The sequence below is a fragment of the Sinomonas sp. G460-2 genome (assembly GCF_047759905.1).
GTDB lineage: Bacteria > Actinomycetota > Actinomycetes > Actinomycetales > Micrococcaceae > Sinomonas.
This window is the reverse complement of sequence record NZ_JBKZWT010000019.1, coordinates 1-15,464: the sequence shown is the minus strand read 5'-3', so window position 1 is coordinate 15,464 and position 15,464 is coordinate 1. Positions and strand designations below refer to the sequence as shown.

General features: G+C 67.7%; 13 protein-coding genes. 5 read left to right on the top strand and 8 right to left on the bottom strand.

What is annotated here, in order from left to right:
- The first annotated feature begins 217 nt into the window (after positions 1–217).
- The 3 genes from ACLN58_RS04040 (at position 218) to ACLN58_RS04030 (ending at position 4,012) form a co-directional block, all read left to right on the top strand.
- Positions 218–2,506 carry a transglycosylase domain-containing protein gene (locus ACLN58_RS04040; protein ID WP_415853996.1) on the top strand — a complete coding sequence of 763 codons (2,289 nt, stop codon included), beginning with the start codon at positions 218–220 and terminating at the stop codon, positions 2,504–2,506.
- A gap of 58 nt (positions 2,507–2,564) precedes the next feature.
- Complete coding sequence (locus tag ACLN58_RS04035; RefSeq protein ID WP_415853995.1) at positions 2,565–3,593, top strand: PHP domain-containing protein; 1,029 nt, start codon at positions 2,565–2,567, stop codon at positions 3,591–3,593.
- Positions 3,594–3,718: 125 nt separating this feature from the next.
- Positions 3,719–4,012 carry a hypothetical protein gene (locus ACLN58_RS04030; protein ID WP_415853994.1) on the top strand — a complete coding sequence of 98 codons (294 nt, stop codon included), beginning with the start codon at positions 3,719–3,721 and terminating at the stop codon, positions 4,010–4,012.
- Between the two features lie 225 nt (positions 4,013–4,237).
- Here ACLN58_RS04030 and ACLN58_RS04025 read toward each other — a convergent pair whose 3' ends face one another.
- The 3 genes from ACLN58_RS04025 to ACLN58_RS04015 all read right to left on the bottom strand — a co-directional run bounded on the left by ACLN58_RS04025 (position 4,238) and on the right by ACLN58_RS04015 (position 9,084).
- Complete coding sequence (locus ACLN58_RS04025; RefSeq protein ID WP_415853993.1) at positions 4,238–4,474, bottom strand: hypothetical protein; 237 nt, start codon at positions 4,472–4,474, stop codon at positions 4,238–4,240.
- A 171-nt stretch (positions 4,475–4,645) separates the two neighbouring features.
- Positions 4,646–5,290 (bottom strand): class F sortase, encoded by a 645-nt coding sequence (locus tag ACLN58_RS04020; protein ID WP_415853992.1) that lies wholly within the window; start codon positions 5,288–5,290, stop codon positions 4,646–4,648.
- 29 nt (positions 5,291–5,319) lie between these two features.
- Positions 5,320–9,084, bottom strand: coding sequence for an IPT/TIG domain-containing protein (locus ACLN58_RS04015; protein WP_415853991.1), 3,765 nt, complete (start codon positions 9,082–9,084; stop codon positions 5,320–5,322).
- A 423-nt stretch (positions 9,085–9,507) separates the two neighbouring features.
- On the opposite strand from ACLN58_RS04015, the gene ACLN58_RS04010 reads away from it, so the two are divergent.
- The gene (locus ACLN58_RS04010; protein WP_415853990.1) at positions 9,508–10,377 is read left to right on the top strand and encodes a class II glutamine amidotransferase; all 870 of its coding nucleotides are present in this window, start codon (positions 9,508–9,510) and stop codon (positions 10,375–10,377) included.
- Between the two features lie 94 nt (positions 10,378–10,471).
- Here the strand turns inward: ACLN58_RS04010 and ACLN58_RS04005 are convergent, their stop codons facing one another.
- The 5 genes from ACLN58_RS04005 to ACLN58_RS03985 form a co-directional block, all read right to left on the bottom strand.
- On the bottom strand, positions 10,472–11,233 hold the full coding sequence (locus tag ACLN58_RS04005; RefSeq protein ID WP_415853989.1) for an ABC transporter permease: 762 nt from the start codon (positions 11,231–11,233) through the stop codon (positions 10,472–10,474).
- An 11-nt stretch (positions 11,234–11,244) separates the two neighbouring features.
- Positions 11,245–11,994: an ABC transporter ATP-binding protein gene (locus ACLN58_RS04000; RefSeq protein WP_415853988.1), complete on the bottom strand. Its 750-nt coding sequence runs from the start codon at positions 11,992–11,994 to the stop codon at positions 11,245–11,247.
- On the bottom strand, positions 11,991–12,362 hold the full coding sequence (locus ACLN58_RS03995; RefSeq protein ID WP_415853987.1) for a DUF1048 domain-containing protein: 372 nt from the start codon (positions 12,360–12,362) through the stop codon (positions 11,991–11,993). Before ACLN58_RS03995 ends, ACLN58_RS04000 begins: the two co-directional genes overlap by 4 nt.
- Before the next feature lies 1 nt (position 12,363).
- Positions 12,364–12,696, bottom strand: a complete 333-nt coding sequence (locus ACLN58_RS03990; protein ID WP_415853986.1) for a PadR family transcriptional regulator — start codon at positions 12,694–12,696, stop codon at positions 12,364–12,366.
- 765 nt (positions 12,697–13,461) lie between these two features.
- Positions 13,462–13,833 (bottom strand): hypothetical protein, encoded by a 372-nt coding sequence (locus ACLN58_RS03985; RefSeq protein WP_415853985.1) that lies wholly within the window; start codon positions 13,831–13,833, stop codon positions 13,462–13,464.
- A gap of 498 nt (positions 13,834–14,331) precedes the next feature.
- Between ACLN58_RS03985 and ACLN58_RS03980 the strand changes: the two genes are divergently transcribed.
- Entirely contained in the window at positions 14,332–15,390 is a 1,059-nt protein-coding gene (locus ACLN58_RS03980; protein ID WP_415853984.1) for an iron-siderophore ABC transporter substrate-binding protein, read from the top strand.
- Positions 15,391–15,464 lie beyond the last annotated feature (74 nt).

Below are 15,464 nucleotides of genomic sequence, written 5' to 3'. Positions count from 1 at the left end.
CCTTGGACGGCTGCGGGCCATCCCCCATTCGCACCGCTCACGCGTTCCCCCGCTCTCGGCGACGCCCCCGACCCGTTGCCGAGGGCAATCAGGGTGATCATAGGCGACGGCAGCGGCTTCCGCCGGGGCCCAAAGCCCCTTCGGGCGTCTCTGAAGGCTCGCCTCACCCCGTCCGGTTTCCAGACCCGCCGATGGTTGGCCTCCTATAATGCGGTTCATGGCCCATGTCTTGCACGTGGTGGCCAGAGCGCTCGGGTTGATCATCAGCTTCCTTGGCGTCAGCGCCCTCTGCGGAGTGCTCGCGGCGGGCCTTATGCTGCCCGCGGCAGCGGTAACCGGCGGCGCAGCGTACGGCTCGGTGCAGTTCTTCGACAGTCTCCCGACCCAACTCAAAGTCGACCCTCCAAGCCTCGTCACGCGGATCGTCGCGTCCGACGGTTCACCGATCGCGTCGCTGTTCACCGAGAACCGCACGCCGATCCCCCTCGACCAGGTCTCTCCCCATCTCAAGAACGCGATCGTCGCGATCGAGGACTACAGGTTCTACGAGCACGGCGGCGTCGACACGACCGGCATCCTCCGGGCGGTCCTCGCGAACGCCCGCGGCGATCGGCAGGGCGCGTCGACGCTGACCCAGCAGTACGTCGCGAACGTGCTGCGGGAGAACGAGGTGGCGCAGGGCGAGGACTCCTCCGTGGCCCTCGATTCCCAGAAGACTCTCGGCGACAAACTGCGCGAGATGAAGCTCGCGATCGGGCTCGAGCAGCAGTTCTCGAAGGACCAGATCCTGCAGGGCTATCTCAACCTCGTCTTCTTCAACTCGAATGCCTACGGCATCGAGGCCGCGAGCCAGTACTTCTTCTCGGTGGACGCGAAGGACCTCACGCTCCCGCAGGCCGCGCTCCTCGCGGGGATCGTCAACGGGCCGTCGCTCTACGACCCCACGGCCCACGCGGACCTCTCGGTTCTACGGCGCAACCTCGTGCTCGACGCGATGCTCAAGCACGGGTACATCAACCAGAAGGACCACGACGCCGCCGTCGCGACCCCGCTCCAGCTCAAGGTGAATCCACCCAAACAGGGGTGCGCCTACGCGTCCCAGGCGCAGTACTTCTGCGACTACGTCCTGCATCAGCTCGAGGACGACCCAGCGTACGGCAATACGGTCGACGAGCGGGTTCGGAAGCTCCAGCGTGAAGGCCTGACCATCAAGACGACCCTCGATCCGCGGCTCCAGGGTCCAGCCCAGGCTCAGGTCGACGCGACGGCAGGCGCGAACCCGGACAAGTGGGGCACGTCGCTCGTCACGGTCCAGCCCGGCACGGGGCGCATTCTCTCGATGGCGCAGAACACCCGCATGCTTCCGGGCCAGGGCTCGAACTTCGTCACGGCCTACAACTTCAACGTCGACAGAACGGACGCGAGCGGGAACGCGCTGGGCGGCGCGGGCGGGATGCAGCCCGGCTCGGCGATGAAACCCGTGACCCTCACGGCGTGGTTGAACGAGGGCAAACCGACCGACCAGAAGGTTGACGCGAGCAAGCGCGTGTACCCGCTCAACTATCCGTGGAGAGACACGTGCGCCCATGTAGTCGGCGCGTACGACTCGGCCGAGAAGGCAGCGGGCCTCGGCGCCAGCGACGACCTCCTGAACGACGAGCCCCAGTGGTACCGGCAGATGACCGTCCGCGAGGGCGTCTACCAGTCGATCAACACGGCGACGTTCGCCTCGGCCGCGGGCCTCAACGACTTCTGCGACATCCAGCGTGCCGCGGATGCGCTGGGCCTCCACGACGGCGAGGGCCACGGCAAGAAGGTCGATATGTCCACGCTCGGCAACCTGCTCGGCGGGCCGAACATTGCGCCGCTGAGCCTCGCCAGCGAATACGCCACGTTCGCGAGCAACGGCACGTACTGCACGCCGATCGCTATCACGGACGTGACCGACTCACAGGGCAAGCGGATCGGCGGGCAGGCGCAGCAGTGCCAAGCGAACGCGATCAAGCCCGACGTCGCGAAGGCTGTGACGAGCGTCCTCCAGGACGTGCTCACGAAGGGCTCCGGGTACAACATCAAGGACAACAGCGGCCAGACCATCAAGCTGGGCGTCCCGGACGCCGCCAAGACGGGCACGAACGAGTACAACAGCGAGACGTGGCTGATCGGCTACACGAAGGGGCTCTCCACCGCGTCCTACTTCGGCGAGGCGCTCGGCAACCCTGAAGATCACCTCGGCCGGAACGTCCTGGTCAACGGCAAGTTCTGGCCGGTGATCGACGGCGCGTACCTCGCGGGCCCGCAGTGGGCGTACTACATGCAGAAGGTCCTGGGCCTCTACGATCACGGACCGTTCGACGCGCCGCCGCCGAGCCTCGTCAACGCGCCAGGACCGGCCCCGGCCCCAGTGCCAGCCCCAGCCGCGGTGCCGGCCGTGCCGGCGCTGCCCTCCCTGCCCTCATTCCCGGTGATTCCCATCCCGCCCAAGCACCCCGGAGACGGCCAGTGAGCGGTAGGCGGGGTCCAGGCGTGAGGCCGGCGCCGCCGTCGTCCGCGGCAAGGTGAGCATGGATCCCATCGATGCGCTCCGCGAGATCGCGTTCCGGCTCGAGCGCGAGCTAGCCCCAAACTTCAAGGTGAAGGCCTTCCGTCACGCCGCCGAGGCGATCGCCGGGATCCCGGCGGACGATCTCGCGGCGCGCGTCCGCGACGGCGGGCTCAAGCGCACGCCGGGCATCGGCGCGCGAACGTTCGAGGTGATCCAGCAGGCCATCGACGGGCAGGTCCCGGGCTACCTCCAGTCGCTGCGGGATCGCGGCGAGGAGCCGCTCGCGGAGGGCGGGCGCGCGCTGCACGCGCTGCTCCGCGGCGACCTCCACAGCCACACCTCATCGTCCGACGGCGGCGCTCCCCTCGAGGAGATGGCGCAGGCCGCGCGCCTTTTGGGCCGCGACTACCTCGCCGTCACCGACCACTCCCCGAATCTCACCGTGGCCAACGGGCTCTCCGCCGAGCGGCTCGCCGAGCAGGTGGACCTCGTCGACGCGTACAACGGCTCGCGCCCGGCGGACGAACGCTTTCGCCTGCTCGCCGGGATCGAGGTGGACATCCTCGAGGACGGCACGCTCGACCAGGAGGCCGAGCTGCTGAGCCAGCTCGACGTCGTCGTCGCGAGCGTGCACTCGAAGCTGCGCTCCGAAGAGCGGGCCATGACCCGGCGCATGCTCCGCGCGATCGAAGATCCGCACACCGACGTGCTCGGGCACTGCACCGGGCGGCTCGTGACGGGCTCGCGCGGGACGCGGCCTGAATCGACTTTCGACGCGGCGCGGGTCTTCGCGGCCTGCGCCGAGAATCAGGTGGCGGTCGAGGTCAACTCGCGCCCCGAGCGCCAGGACCCGCCCGACGGGCTCATTCAGCTGGCCCTCGACGCGGGCTGCCTGTTCAGCATCGACTCCGACGCGCACGCGCCCGGCCAGCTCGACTTTCTCCAGTACGGCGCGGCGCGCGCCGAGGCCAACGGGATCCCGGCGGAACGGATCGTGACGACGTGGCCTCGCGAGCGGCTGCTTGAGTGGAGCGGACGACGGCGGTAGCTCGCCTCGCGCTTTCACGAACCCTCCGGCGCCGGTAGCCTCGTGCGAGTGGGCGGGGTCCGTCCCAGGCCAATCGTCTAGCGGACTAGCCCCTGAACCGACATCGACACCAGGAGTAGATCGATATGGCGAAATACCTGATCACGTACAGCGGCATGGGTCACCCCGACCCCGCGCAGATGGAGGCCGCCCGCGCGGCGTTCGGAGCCTGGCTGCAGACGGTCGGCAGCGCCGTGACCGACCCGGGCTCGCCGGTGAACTACCTCGGCGAGGTCAGCACCGGGGATCCCGCGCCCCGCGCGGACTTCTCCGGGTACACGATCATCGAGGCGGCCTCGGAGGAGGCGGCGCGCGAGATCCTGAGCGGGCACCCGTTCATCGCCCGAGGCGGCACCCTCCAGATCAATGAGTGCCTCTAGCGCTTTGCAGACCGAAGGGGGCCCCGCTGGGGCCCCCGTCGCGTTTAATTCCGTATAGACGTCCGATGGCGGGCCCACGCTGCGGACCCGCCATCTCACCAGAACCACCCATGAAGAGGCGTCTCACCGTGCCGGCTCCCCAGTTAGCCGGCGACGCCTCATCAGGGGTTTACCCGCCTCCTGGGTCCTCAAACCTCCGCGCCGTGGACGGGCTCCGATCGAGTCTCACGCACCGGAGCGGTGTCTGCGGAGGTGTTCGAGGAGCGCGCGCTCCGGCTCGTCCTCGTTCCGCCGCATGAGCTCCACGAGCTCCGCGCGGGTCTCCTCACCCAGATCGGGATGGCCGAGCACCTCGTGGATGATCTCGAGGACCTGATCGCGCAGGGTCTCGGCTCCGGCGTGGAGGCTCCCTGGACGGGTGCCCCGGGCCGTGGCTCCGCCCGCGGTGACCGGCGCCGTCAAGACGGCATGGGGTCGCAGCGAGACGACCTTAAGTGGGGGTCCGAAAGCGAGGGAGATTGGCTCGCCCGCTTCCCAGCGCTTGGGGCATTCCATGATCTCTTTGCCAGCCCTTCGAATTGTGCATGTAAATTGTGCGTAAAATTCGACTCTGCAAAAGTGGTATTTCCGAGACTATTTTCGAACCGGCCCAGCGATGACGACCGTGTTTTTCCCCCACGGGTCGTTGAAGTCACAGGTAATCATCACAATCCTGTTCGGGACAATAGCCCAGATAGCGGAATCGAAGAGTGTGGCCTTGTCGTAATCTCTGACCGACTCGACGGCATATTCCAAGGTGCCAGCCCCGGTCTGCACGAAAAAGTGATCGCCGGGCCTTGCCCCGCTGCCGATGCGGTTGAACGGGGCGTCCTCGCCGATCCAGCGGTGGCTAATGATGAAGGTCGAATCCGTGGATCCCGTGCCTGGGCGGCCATAATTGCTGAGCCAGTAGGCATCCTTGGTCAGGGGCGGGTCCAGCGTCCGCTGAGCCAGTTCCTCCGGCGTCGGGGTGAGCGGCTGGATTGGCATGTCGACGCCCAGACTCGAGTAGACGAGCCGAACGGGCGCGGCGGCAGGCACCGGCGAGGCGGCCGGCAGCGGCACTGTCAGGGCGGACACGCCCGGGGCGGCTTGGACGCCCTGAGCGGATGTGTCCGGTCCGGCGGACTGGGCCATCGTGAGGCTGACCCCGATGAACAGCGCGACGGCCAGAATGCTCGCGAGTACCCGCCGCAGGCCGCGGCCGCCGGGCATCTCAGCCAGAGCTGAGTTCTCCACGACGGCCGCACCCCTCTTCATCGCGTCGGTCAGTGCCGGCGCGAGCGACGCACGCTCACGTAGTACACGAATCCTGCCAGCGTCAGGCCGCCCAGGACGAACAGTGCGCCGCTGGTCAGGATGCTGCCCATCTGCTTGCCGACCGCAGTCTGAATGTTGAGCCCGCGATCACTGCCCTGATCCGCGGCCGGGCCGGACTGGCCAGTCACCGCGAGGGCCGCTGCGTACGTGTAGACCGCCACGGGGCTGGTTCCGCTCGGCGTCGTGACCGTGACGTCCACCGGACCTGCGGCCGCGGCCGCAGGGGTGATGAGCGAGATCGATCCGTCCGGGTTGACTACAAAGTGCGTCGCGTCCGCCACCGTGCCCGGAGTCAGCGTCGTGCCGCCGAACTGCACCGACGTCGCCCCGGCCAGGCCGGTGCCCGTCAGGGTGACCGTCTGCCCGCCCGCGAGCGGACCCTGATTCGGGGAGAGAGTCAGCGCGCCAGGTGCGGCGAGGTACGCGTACGACGACGCCGGGCTGGTTCCGCTGGGCGTCGTAACGGTCACGTTTACCGGCCCCGGGGCGGTAGCCGCCGGGGTGGAGACCGTGATCGACCCGTCGGGGTTCGCCACGAAGTGCGCCGCGTCCGCCACCGTGCCCGGTGTCAGCGTCGTCCCGCCGAACTGCACCGACGTCGCCCCCGCGAGGTTCGGGCCGGTGATCGTGACGGTCTGGCCGCCAGCGGTCGGTCCCTGGTTCGGGGACAGCGTGAGCGCGCCGGGAGCCGCCACGTAGGTATACGGAGCAGCTGGGCTAGCCCCGCCCGGTGTCGCGACCGTGACGTTCACCGGACCCGCGACACCTGCCGGGGTGGACACCGTGATCGACCCGTCAGGGTTCGCCACGAAATGCGTCGCGTCCGCCACCGTGCCCGGCGTGAGCGTCATCCCGCCGAACTGCACCGACGTCGCCCCCGCGAGGCCCGTGCCCGTGATGGTCACCGTCTGACCGCCCGCTAGCGGGCCCTGGTTCGGCGTGAGAGTGAGCGCACCCGGCGCGGCCACGTAGGTGTACGTCCCCGCCGGGCTCGTCCCGCCGGGCGTCGTGACGGTCACGTTCACGGGACCGGCAGCAGCCGCCGCCGGCGTGGACACCGTGATCGACCCGTTAGGATTCGCCACGAAATGCGTCGCGTCGGCAACAGTTCCAGGCGTGAGCGTCGTCCCGCCGAACTGCACGGCCGTCGCCCCCGCGAGACCGGTACCCGTGATGGTCACCGTCTGGCCGCCCGCGAGCGGGCCCTGGTTCGGGGACAGCGTCAGCGCACCGGGCACGGGGAGGTAGGTGTACGTCCCCGCGGGGCTCGTCCCGCCGGGCGTCGTGACGGTCACGTTCACGGGACCGGCAGCCGCAGCCGCCGGCGTGGACACCGTGATCGACCCGTCAGGGTTCGCCACGAAATGCGTCGCGTCCGCCACCGTGCCCGGCGTGAGCGTCGTCCCGCCGAACTGCACCGACGTCGCCCCCGCGAGACCGGTACCCGTGATGGTCAGCGTCTGGCCGCCCGCGAGCGGGCCCTGGTTCGGGGACAGCGTCAGCGCACCGGGCACGGGGAGGTAGGTGTACGTCCCCGCGGGGCTCGTCCCGCCGGGCGTCGTGACGGTCACGTTCACGGGCCCGGCCGCCGCGGCCGCCGGCGTGGACACCGTGATCGACCCGTCAGGGTTCGCCACGAAGTGGGTCGCGTCGGCAACAGTTCCGGGCGTGAGCGTCGTCCCGCCGAACTGCACCGACGTCGCCCCCGAGAGGCCGGTGCCCGTGATGGTCACCGTCTGGCCGCCCGCGAGCGGGCCCTGGTTCGGCGCGAGTGTGAGCGCGCCGGGAGCGGCCACGTACGTGTACGTCCCGGCCGGGCTCGTCCCGCCCGGGGTCGTGACGGTCACGTTCACGGGCCCGGCCGCGGCCGCCGGGGTGGACACGGTGATCGACCCGTCGGGGTTCGCCACGAAGTGCGTGGCATCCGCCACGGTTCCGGGTGTGAGCGTCGTCCCGCCGAACTGCGCCGACGTCGCCCCGGCCAGTCCCGTTCCCGTGATGGTCACCGTCTGCCCGCCGGCCACCGGCCCCTGGTTCGGGGTGAGCGTCAGTGCGCCGGGAACCACTGGCGCCAGCACGTTGGGCCCAACCTGGGCCATGCCGAGATCGACCGTTCCGAGGTTCGCACCGATCAGGCTGACCCGCGCGGCGACTTCCTTGTAGGTGTAGCCGCTGGTCCCGGGCTCCTGAACGTTGAGCGTGACCTGGGCGAGGCTGCCGATGGCCGTCAGAGCCGGCTGAAGCGTGGTCGCGAGGCCCTGGATGAGCGGGTTCACCGCGGCGTCGATCGCCGTGATCCCGTTGGTGATCGTCGGCGTCAGGAGGCCCGGGAGCGTGCCGGCGAGCGTTGTCGAAACGGTGTTCGCGAGGGTGCCGAGGACCGGATTGAGGATGCCGGTGGGGTCATTGAGCGCGCTCGTGTTGAGCGTCACGGGAGGAGCCGTGCCCGCCGCGAGGCTTCCCAGGGTCGTGGTCGGTCCGCCGACGGTCACCCCCAGCGTGCCGAGCGATGTGCCGGTGATCGGCGCCCGAAGGGCCACCGAGTCAGAGACCGTCACCGTGGCGTTGTTCACGGCCGCGGTCACCGCGTTGTCGATGTTGGTCTGCAGTGTGTTGAGGATCCCTGTAGGCCCGAACAGCGTGTTGGAGATGATGTTGATCGTCGAGGCGTCGAGCACATTCGAGTTGGGTGCGCGCCCGTTGAGGGCTCCCGTGACCTGCGCGAGGTCAACCGTGATCGTGCCGGTCGACGGGTTGAGCGTGACGCCGTTCTGCGTGATCGGAGTCGCGAGGACCGGAGCGAGTGCCCCGGGAACGTTGATGCCGAGATTGACCGTCACGTTCTGCGTGACGCCGAGGCCTGCGATCGGCGCGAGCGCCGCGTTGACCGCGTTCGTCACCGCGGTGGTCAGCTGGGTCGTGGCGGTGTTCGTCAGCGTCGAGACCGGCCCGTTGACTGCCGTGTTGAGCTGTCCCGTGAGATTCCCGACGGCGGCCGAGTGGAGGTTCAGCGTCGCGCTCGCAATGTTGTAATCGCGGCAATTCACCGGAGCGGACAAGTTGGTGCACGACGTCGCCGGCGGACCTGGCGCTGTCAGCGCGGCGACGCCCGTGACGGTCCCGAGGTTGATCTGAGCGGCGTCGAAGACGGAGCTTCCGCCGACCGCCGAGAGGAGCGGGGCGAGGTTGATCGACGCGTTCGCGGGGAAGGCTCCCGTGCCGTTGACCGACACGGCGCCGGTGTTCCCCACGGCGCCGGACGCCGCGTTGGACACGCCGCTGTTGAACGCCGCCGCGTACTGATTCACGGCGCCGAGGTTGATGAGTCCCGTGTTCCCGAACAACGGGATGCCCGCGCCCGCGTTGAGGGTGACGGCGTTGAGGGCCGTGACGGAGAGCGGGGCGTTGTTGATGACTGGCGTCGGGTTCCCGGGATTGGCGGCCGACGCACCGTTGAGGGTCGCGATCGAGTTGAGCGTCCCGGCGCTCGTCAGCAGGGTTCCGCTGAGGAACTGAGCGTTCGACGCCGACGCATCGCCGGGGGCTGCTTGTGCCCCGGCGGCCGCACCCGCGAGGAACAGCGTGAGCGCCGCGGCGACGGCGGTAATTCGCCGGAACAGCCCTCGGGGCCCCTTCCTGCGCCGACCCCGAGTGGTCCTCGAAACCTTGTGACCAGAATTGCGGTGCGAGTGATCGCCCGACGAATTTTCCATTATCGCCCTCCGATAAACGTTCCCCGAAAACGATCGAGAGTCCACTGGGAGCGTAGGGTGACGGGCCGATATTGGGCAAGCATTTGTCCAAAATATTTCGCGGCTGGTTTCTACGTAAAATTCCCGCAGGCGCGACGAAATGGAGAAGCGGCGGACTCATTTGATAAATTCGCCCCAAATCGATGGAGGCAGCAATTCATCGGAACCTCTCCCGAACAAGAGATCCAACCGAGACCAGGACTTCCAGATGCGCGGGGTGCGAGGCACATCTGACCGTTCTCAAAGCAGACTGTATGATTACTTGCGGCAACTGTCTAGTTGCTGATGCGAACTAGATTTGATCGCTCGTCATCACTGGACAGGGGTAGAACGATGAGGTATTGTCCCCGCGGTTCGGCGGGCGCCCAGTTGTAGGGTTGGGCTATGTGCCGCCTGTTCGCATTGCACGCAGGTCGAACTCGAGCGAGGGCAACCTTTTGGCTGCTTGACGCGCCGGACAGCCTCAGGGAGCAGAGCCGCAGGGAGCCCGACGGGACCGGCATCGGCACCTTCACGGCTCAGGGCCGGCCGAAAGTGGAGAAGCAGGCCATCGCGGCCTGGGAGGACCGCGCGTTCGCCCGAGAGGCTCGGGACCTCGAGAGCACCACGTTCATAGCCCACGTGCGCTACGCGAGCGCGGGGGCGCACACGTTCGTCAACACGCATCCCTTCGAGCAGTCCGGCAGGCTCTTCGCGCACAACGGGGCCTTCGGCGGGCTCGCCACCCTCGAGAGGCGGCTCGAGGACCTCGGCACAGCAGGCCTCGTGCGGGGCGAGACCGACAGCGAGCGCCTCTTCGCGCTTATCACCGCCGAGGCCCGCATCGCCGGTGGCGATCTTGAGGCTGGCATCGTCAACGCGGTCTCGTGGATCGCCGAGCGGCTTCCCGTGTTCAGCCTGAACTTCATCATCACGACGGCGACGGACGTGTGGGCGCTTCGCTACCCGGAGACTCACGAGCTCTTCGTGCGCGAAGACCAAGGCCCCGCCGACCCCACGGCGCGTCGTCTCGAGGCGCGAAGCCAGCGCATCACGGTTCACAGCGACGACGTCGCCGAGCACGTGCTCGTCGCCACCGAACGCATGGACAACGACCCGCGCTGGCGGCTCCTGGACCCCGGCGAGCTGCTCCATGTGGGCCCCGATCTTCACGTCGGGTCCAGCCGCCCGCTCCCCCGAAACCCGGCGATCCAGCTCACCCTCGCGGATCTGGACCCGAAGGCGGCCGCCTCCCAGAAGCCGCACGGCGCCTGAGGCGCGCGCCGCTGAGGGAACCCCCTCGAGAACGCAGCGAACGACGACGGCGCCGCCCGCCGTCGTCGTTCGCCCCGCCGCAGCGGTGGAGCCGCTAGGAGATCTTCCGGCGGTAGGTTGCCATGGCGAAGAAGTACGCCACGATCAGGATGCCGACGCACCAGGCCAGGGCGGTCCAGATGTCCGCGCCCACGGGCTGGCCCGTGAAGAGGTCACGGATGGCGTTCACGATCGACGTCACCGGCTGGTTCTCGGCGAAGGCCCGCACGGGGCCGGGCATCGTGGCGGTGGGCACGAACGCCGAGCTGATGAACGGCAGGAAGAGGAGCGGGTAGGAGAAGGCGCTCGCGCCGTCGACCGTCTTGGCCGTGAGGCCCGGGATCACGGCGATCCACGTCAGCGCGAGGGTGAACAGGACCAGGATGCCGGCGACCGCGAGCCACGCGAGCAGCCCGGCCCCGGAGCGGAAGCCCATGAGGAGGGCGACGAGCACCACGACGACGAGGGAGATCATGTTGGCCACGAGCGAGGTCAGCACGTGCGCCCACAGCACGGAGGAACGCGCGATCGGCATGGACTGGAACCGCTCGAAGATGCCGCTCTTCATGTCGAGGAAGAGCCGGTACGCGGTGTAGGAGATGCCCGAGGCGATCGTGATGAGCAGGATGCCGGGCAGCAGGTAGCTCACGTACGAGTCCGAGCCGGAGTTGATCGCGCCCCCGAACACGTAGACGAACAGGAGCATGAAGGCGATCGGCATGATCGCGGTCGTGATGATGGTGTCCATGCTGCGCCCGATGTGGCGCAGGGACCGCCCCAGCAGAACGGCGGTGTCGCCGAAGAAGTGCTTGGCCATCGGTTCTTCCTTTACTCGACGCCGACGATCGCGAGGAAGACGTCCTCGAGTGTCGGCTGCTTCTCGACGTATTCGACCTCGGCGGGCGGAAGCAGCTGCTTGAGCTCGGCGAGGGTGCCGTTCACGATGATCCGGCCTCCGTGGAGGATGGCGATCCGGTCGGCGAGTTGTTCGGCCTCGTCCAGGTACTGCGTGGTGAGGAGCACCGTGGTGCCCTGGTGGGCGAGTTCCCTGACGGCCTGCCAGACCTCGAGGCGCGCCTGGGGGTCGAGGCCCGTGGTCGGCTCGTCGAGGAAGATGAGCGGCGGATTGCCGATGAGGCTCATCGCGATGTCGAGCCGCCGCCGCATGCCGCCCGAGTACGTGGCCACCTTCCGCGAGCCTGCGTCGGTCAGCGAGAAGCGAGCGAGCAGGCCGTCCGCGATCGCGCCAGGGTTCTTGAGGTGCCGCAGCTGGGCGACGAGCACGAGGTTCTCCCGCCCGCTCAGGATCTCGTCGACGGCCGCGAACTGGCCCGTGAGACTGATCGACTCCCGGACCTCCGCGGGCTGGGTCGCGACGTCGAAGCCGTTGACGCTCGCCGTCCCGGCATCGGCCTTGAGCAAGGTCGACAGGATCTTCACGACCGTGGTCTTGCCGGCGCCGTTCGAGCCGAGCAGCGCGAAGATGCTGCCCCGCTTAACGTCGAAGTCGACGCCGCGGAGCACTTCGAGCTTCTTGTACGACTTCTCGAGGCCCTGCACATGGATCGCCGTGCTCATTTCTGCTCTCCTTGCTCCGCATCCTCGATCGCCTTGGTCAGGCGGGCGCGCTCCTTGTCGATCCACCGTGTGCCGGAGTAGGCCTCGGCGAACGTCTCGGCGAACTCGACAGGATCCTCGCCGACAATCGCGCGCACCGGCGTGCCGTCGGCCGCGGCGCGCTCCCAGAGATCGGCGAAGTCACCGAACATCTTGAGCGTGGTGTCGCCGTCCGTGGTGATTCCTCCGTAGTACATGAGGTACCGCTGGAGGGCCTTCGCGGCGGAGCCGTAGGGCTCGGGAAGCGTCTCGATGCGCCGCTTGTACTGCTTGTACTGCTTCTTCTGCTCGAGCGATCCCGTGACCAGCTCGATCCATTTGGCTGCCATTTCACTTGCCTCCTTCTTCGCGGAGCTGGCCGAGTCGATCGGCAAGAAAGCCCCAAGTTGTCCAGAACTCGTCGAGGTACTCCCGACCCTGTGTGTTGAGCGAGTAGACCTTGCGTGGCGGCCCCTTCTCGGACGGGATCTTCTCCACGTCCACGAAGCCCTTCTGCTCGATCCGCACTAGGAGCGCGTAGATCGTGCCCTCGGCAATCTCGGAGAAGCCCTCGTCCCGCAACCGCGCCGTGATCTCGTAGCCGTAGGCCGCACGCACGGACAGGATGGCGAGGACGATGCCCTCCAGCGTGCCCTTGAGCATCTCGGTCATCTGCCTGCCCACGAACACCTCCTTGAGCTACTCAGTGTTATTGACTACCACTACATAGTAACGCTGAATAGCGACGGCGCAAGCCCCGCCCTTGGAAGGCGTCGGTGCGATCCCCTTACGGCACCCGGATCGACGGGGCCGTCGGGTGGATCCGGGATATGCAGTCGTCCGAGGCGGCCGGCGGGCACGTTCCCGGCTCGGCGATGACGGAATTCATCACTGCCATCGGGGCCCTTGGGGTGGTGGCCCTCACCGGCAGCGCCGCCGGTATCTGGAACATCCGCACTCAAATCACGAAGCCCAGCCTGTGCCAGCCCGACTCAGCTAGATCTATCCAACATCCGTCGATTGACCGCCTAACGTGTCGACGACCAGCCCGACGCCTCCTGGCTCGTCAACGGGGTGGCTCACCACCCAAGCACCCCGGCCCAGTCCCGACGAGCAAGATGGCTCACCACGACGAGACCGGCGGCTCAACCCAGACGAGCACACCGGCTCAAAACCCCGCAAGTAAGCACCCGTCACACCGGTCCTGAATGGAGTTGACATCGACACCGGTCCTGAATGGAGTTGACATCGACACCGGTCCGTGAACCCTTAGACGGATCTTCTCGCCGTTCTCATCGGTCCACCTGTGTTCGACGCCGTCCCTCATCTTCGAACTGGGCATATCCGTCCGCCGGGAGCAATGCTTCGCCGTGCCACGGGTCGTTCAAACGTCCCGGTCCTCCCGGCTAACAGATCTCGACCGCGACGAGACATGTGCTGCCAGATGCTCTATGGCTCCTCGCGTCGCCAGATCGCTTCGCCGATCCTCTGCCCCGCTGGTGTTGTGTTGATCCAGACAACCTCACCAGGCATGACGAAGGGGTCGCGCTTTGCAGCCCAGGCCGTGATGATCCGGCCAATGGAATCCAGCGGCGAGCAAGGCCAGGGGACATGGGACTGACCATCAAGGTCCCCTGCCACAATTAGACCCTGAAGCAGCAGTCTGGATACAAGGCCCATAGAGAGGTCTCTAAGCGTCTCGGGATCCGTAGCTCCCGACCTTCGCACGAGATCGATGACCTCGGCGGCCGAGACCCAGTCTTCTGCTGCTCGAGCAAGGAGGTCTTCTGTCAGCGTTCTAGCCGACTCGGGCATGGTCATCCAACGTGAACCTTTCGAATCGTGCCATCAGGGCGGACGGGCCCCGCCGCATGCACCGGCCCGCTAGCCGACACAAGGCCCGCCGAACTCAGCAAGACGGCGACGAGCAGGACCGAAAAAGGGCGCGCAGAAACGCCACGGAACAACCCCACAGAGAACCCCCAACAGGTGCGAAGCGACCGTGCGCCACAGGCTGACACACCGTCAACAGCAGGTGATGGCTGCACAGTAAGCCGCCCGATGCGATCTGCACAAGAGGTTTCGCAAACGACCGTGCAAACCTCTTTGACACGACCTCAAACAGCTCAACTGCAGTCGTCATATACGACCACGCCGCGTCACAGATCGAATCGACCGCGTGCCGGCTCCCGATAGCCCGGCACGCCAGTCACGGCGGTCCCGCCCACGAGGCAGGCTCAATTAGGAAAGATTCACTTTGCGTAAATCGCCGAAGTTAGCCTAGCCTTACTGAGGTCCGCCTAGCTTAGGAGCCTCTCCGTGCAGTCCCCCCTTCTGTCGCGCCGCACCCTCTTCGGCCTCACGGGAGCCGCAGCCCTCACGCTCACGGCCGCCGCCTGCTCCACCGGCCCCTCGACGGGCGGCGCCGACGCGGCGTCGCCGTCGGCTGGCGGCGCGGCCAGCTTCCCGGTGACCGTCAAGCACGCCTATGGCGAGACGACTATCGCGAAGCAGCCAACGCGCGTCGCGACGGTCTCCTGGGTCAACGACGACGTCGCGCTGGCCCTCGGCGTCGTGCCCGTCGCGGTGCCGAAGAACGAATGGGGCGGCAACGCCAGCGGCTCCACCCCCTGGAAGGACGCGAAGCTCGCCGCACTCGGCGCGTCGTGGGGCAGCGCGAAGGCGCCCGCCCAGTTCTCCGAGGCCGACGGCGTCAATGTCACCGAGATCGCGAAGGCCGCGCCGGACGTGATCCTCGCCGCCTACTCGGGTCTCAAGAAGGAGGACTACGACAAGCTCTCCAAGATCGCGCCGGTCGTCGCGTTCCCCGAGCTCGCCTACGGCACCCCGTGGCAGGAGTCCACGCGCCTCATCGGCCAGGCCCTCGGCAAGAGCGCCGAGGCGGAGAAGCTCGTCACGAACCTCGAGAATCGGATCAAGGAGTCCGCGGCCAAATACCCGCTGGCTGGCAAGACGTTCATCTACGGCAACCTCGAGCCGGCCAAGGCGGACGGCGTCAACATCTACACCGCCGCCGACAACCGGCCCCGCTTCCTCAGCCAGCTCGGCATGAAGCTCGCGCCGGTCGTCACCGAGAAGACCACCGACTCGAAGGCGTTCTTCATCCCGTGGAGCGCGGAGAAGGCCAACGAGCTCTCTTCCGACGTCTTCGTCACGTGGGTCCCCGAGGCCAAGACGGCGGCCCAGATCACGGCCGACCCGCTCCTCTCCCAGATTCCCGCGATCAAGCGCGGCGCGCTCGTGGCGGACACCGACAACACCCTCACGCTGTCCGTCTCCGCCGCATCGCCCCTGAGCCTCCCTTACGCGCTCGAGAAGTTCCTCCCGCTCCTCGGCGACGCGGCGAAGAAGGCCTGACCTCCGCCCATGCCCTCTCCCACCGCGCGAAGGCGATGGACGGTCGTCGCCGGGGCGGCGGCCGCGCTGGCCCT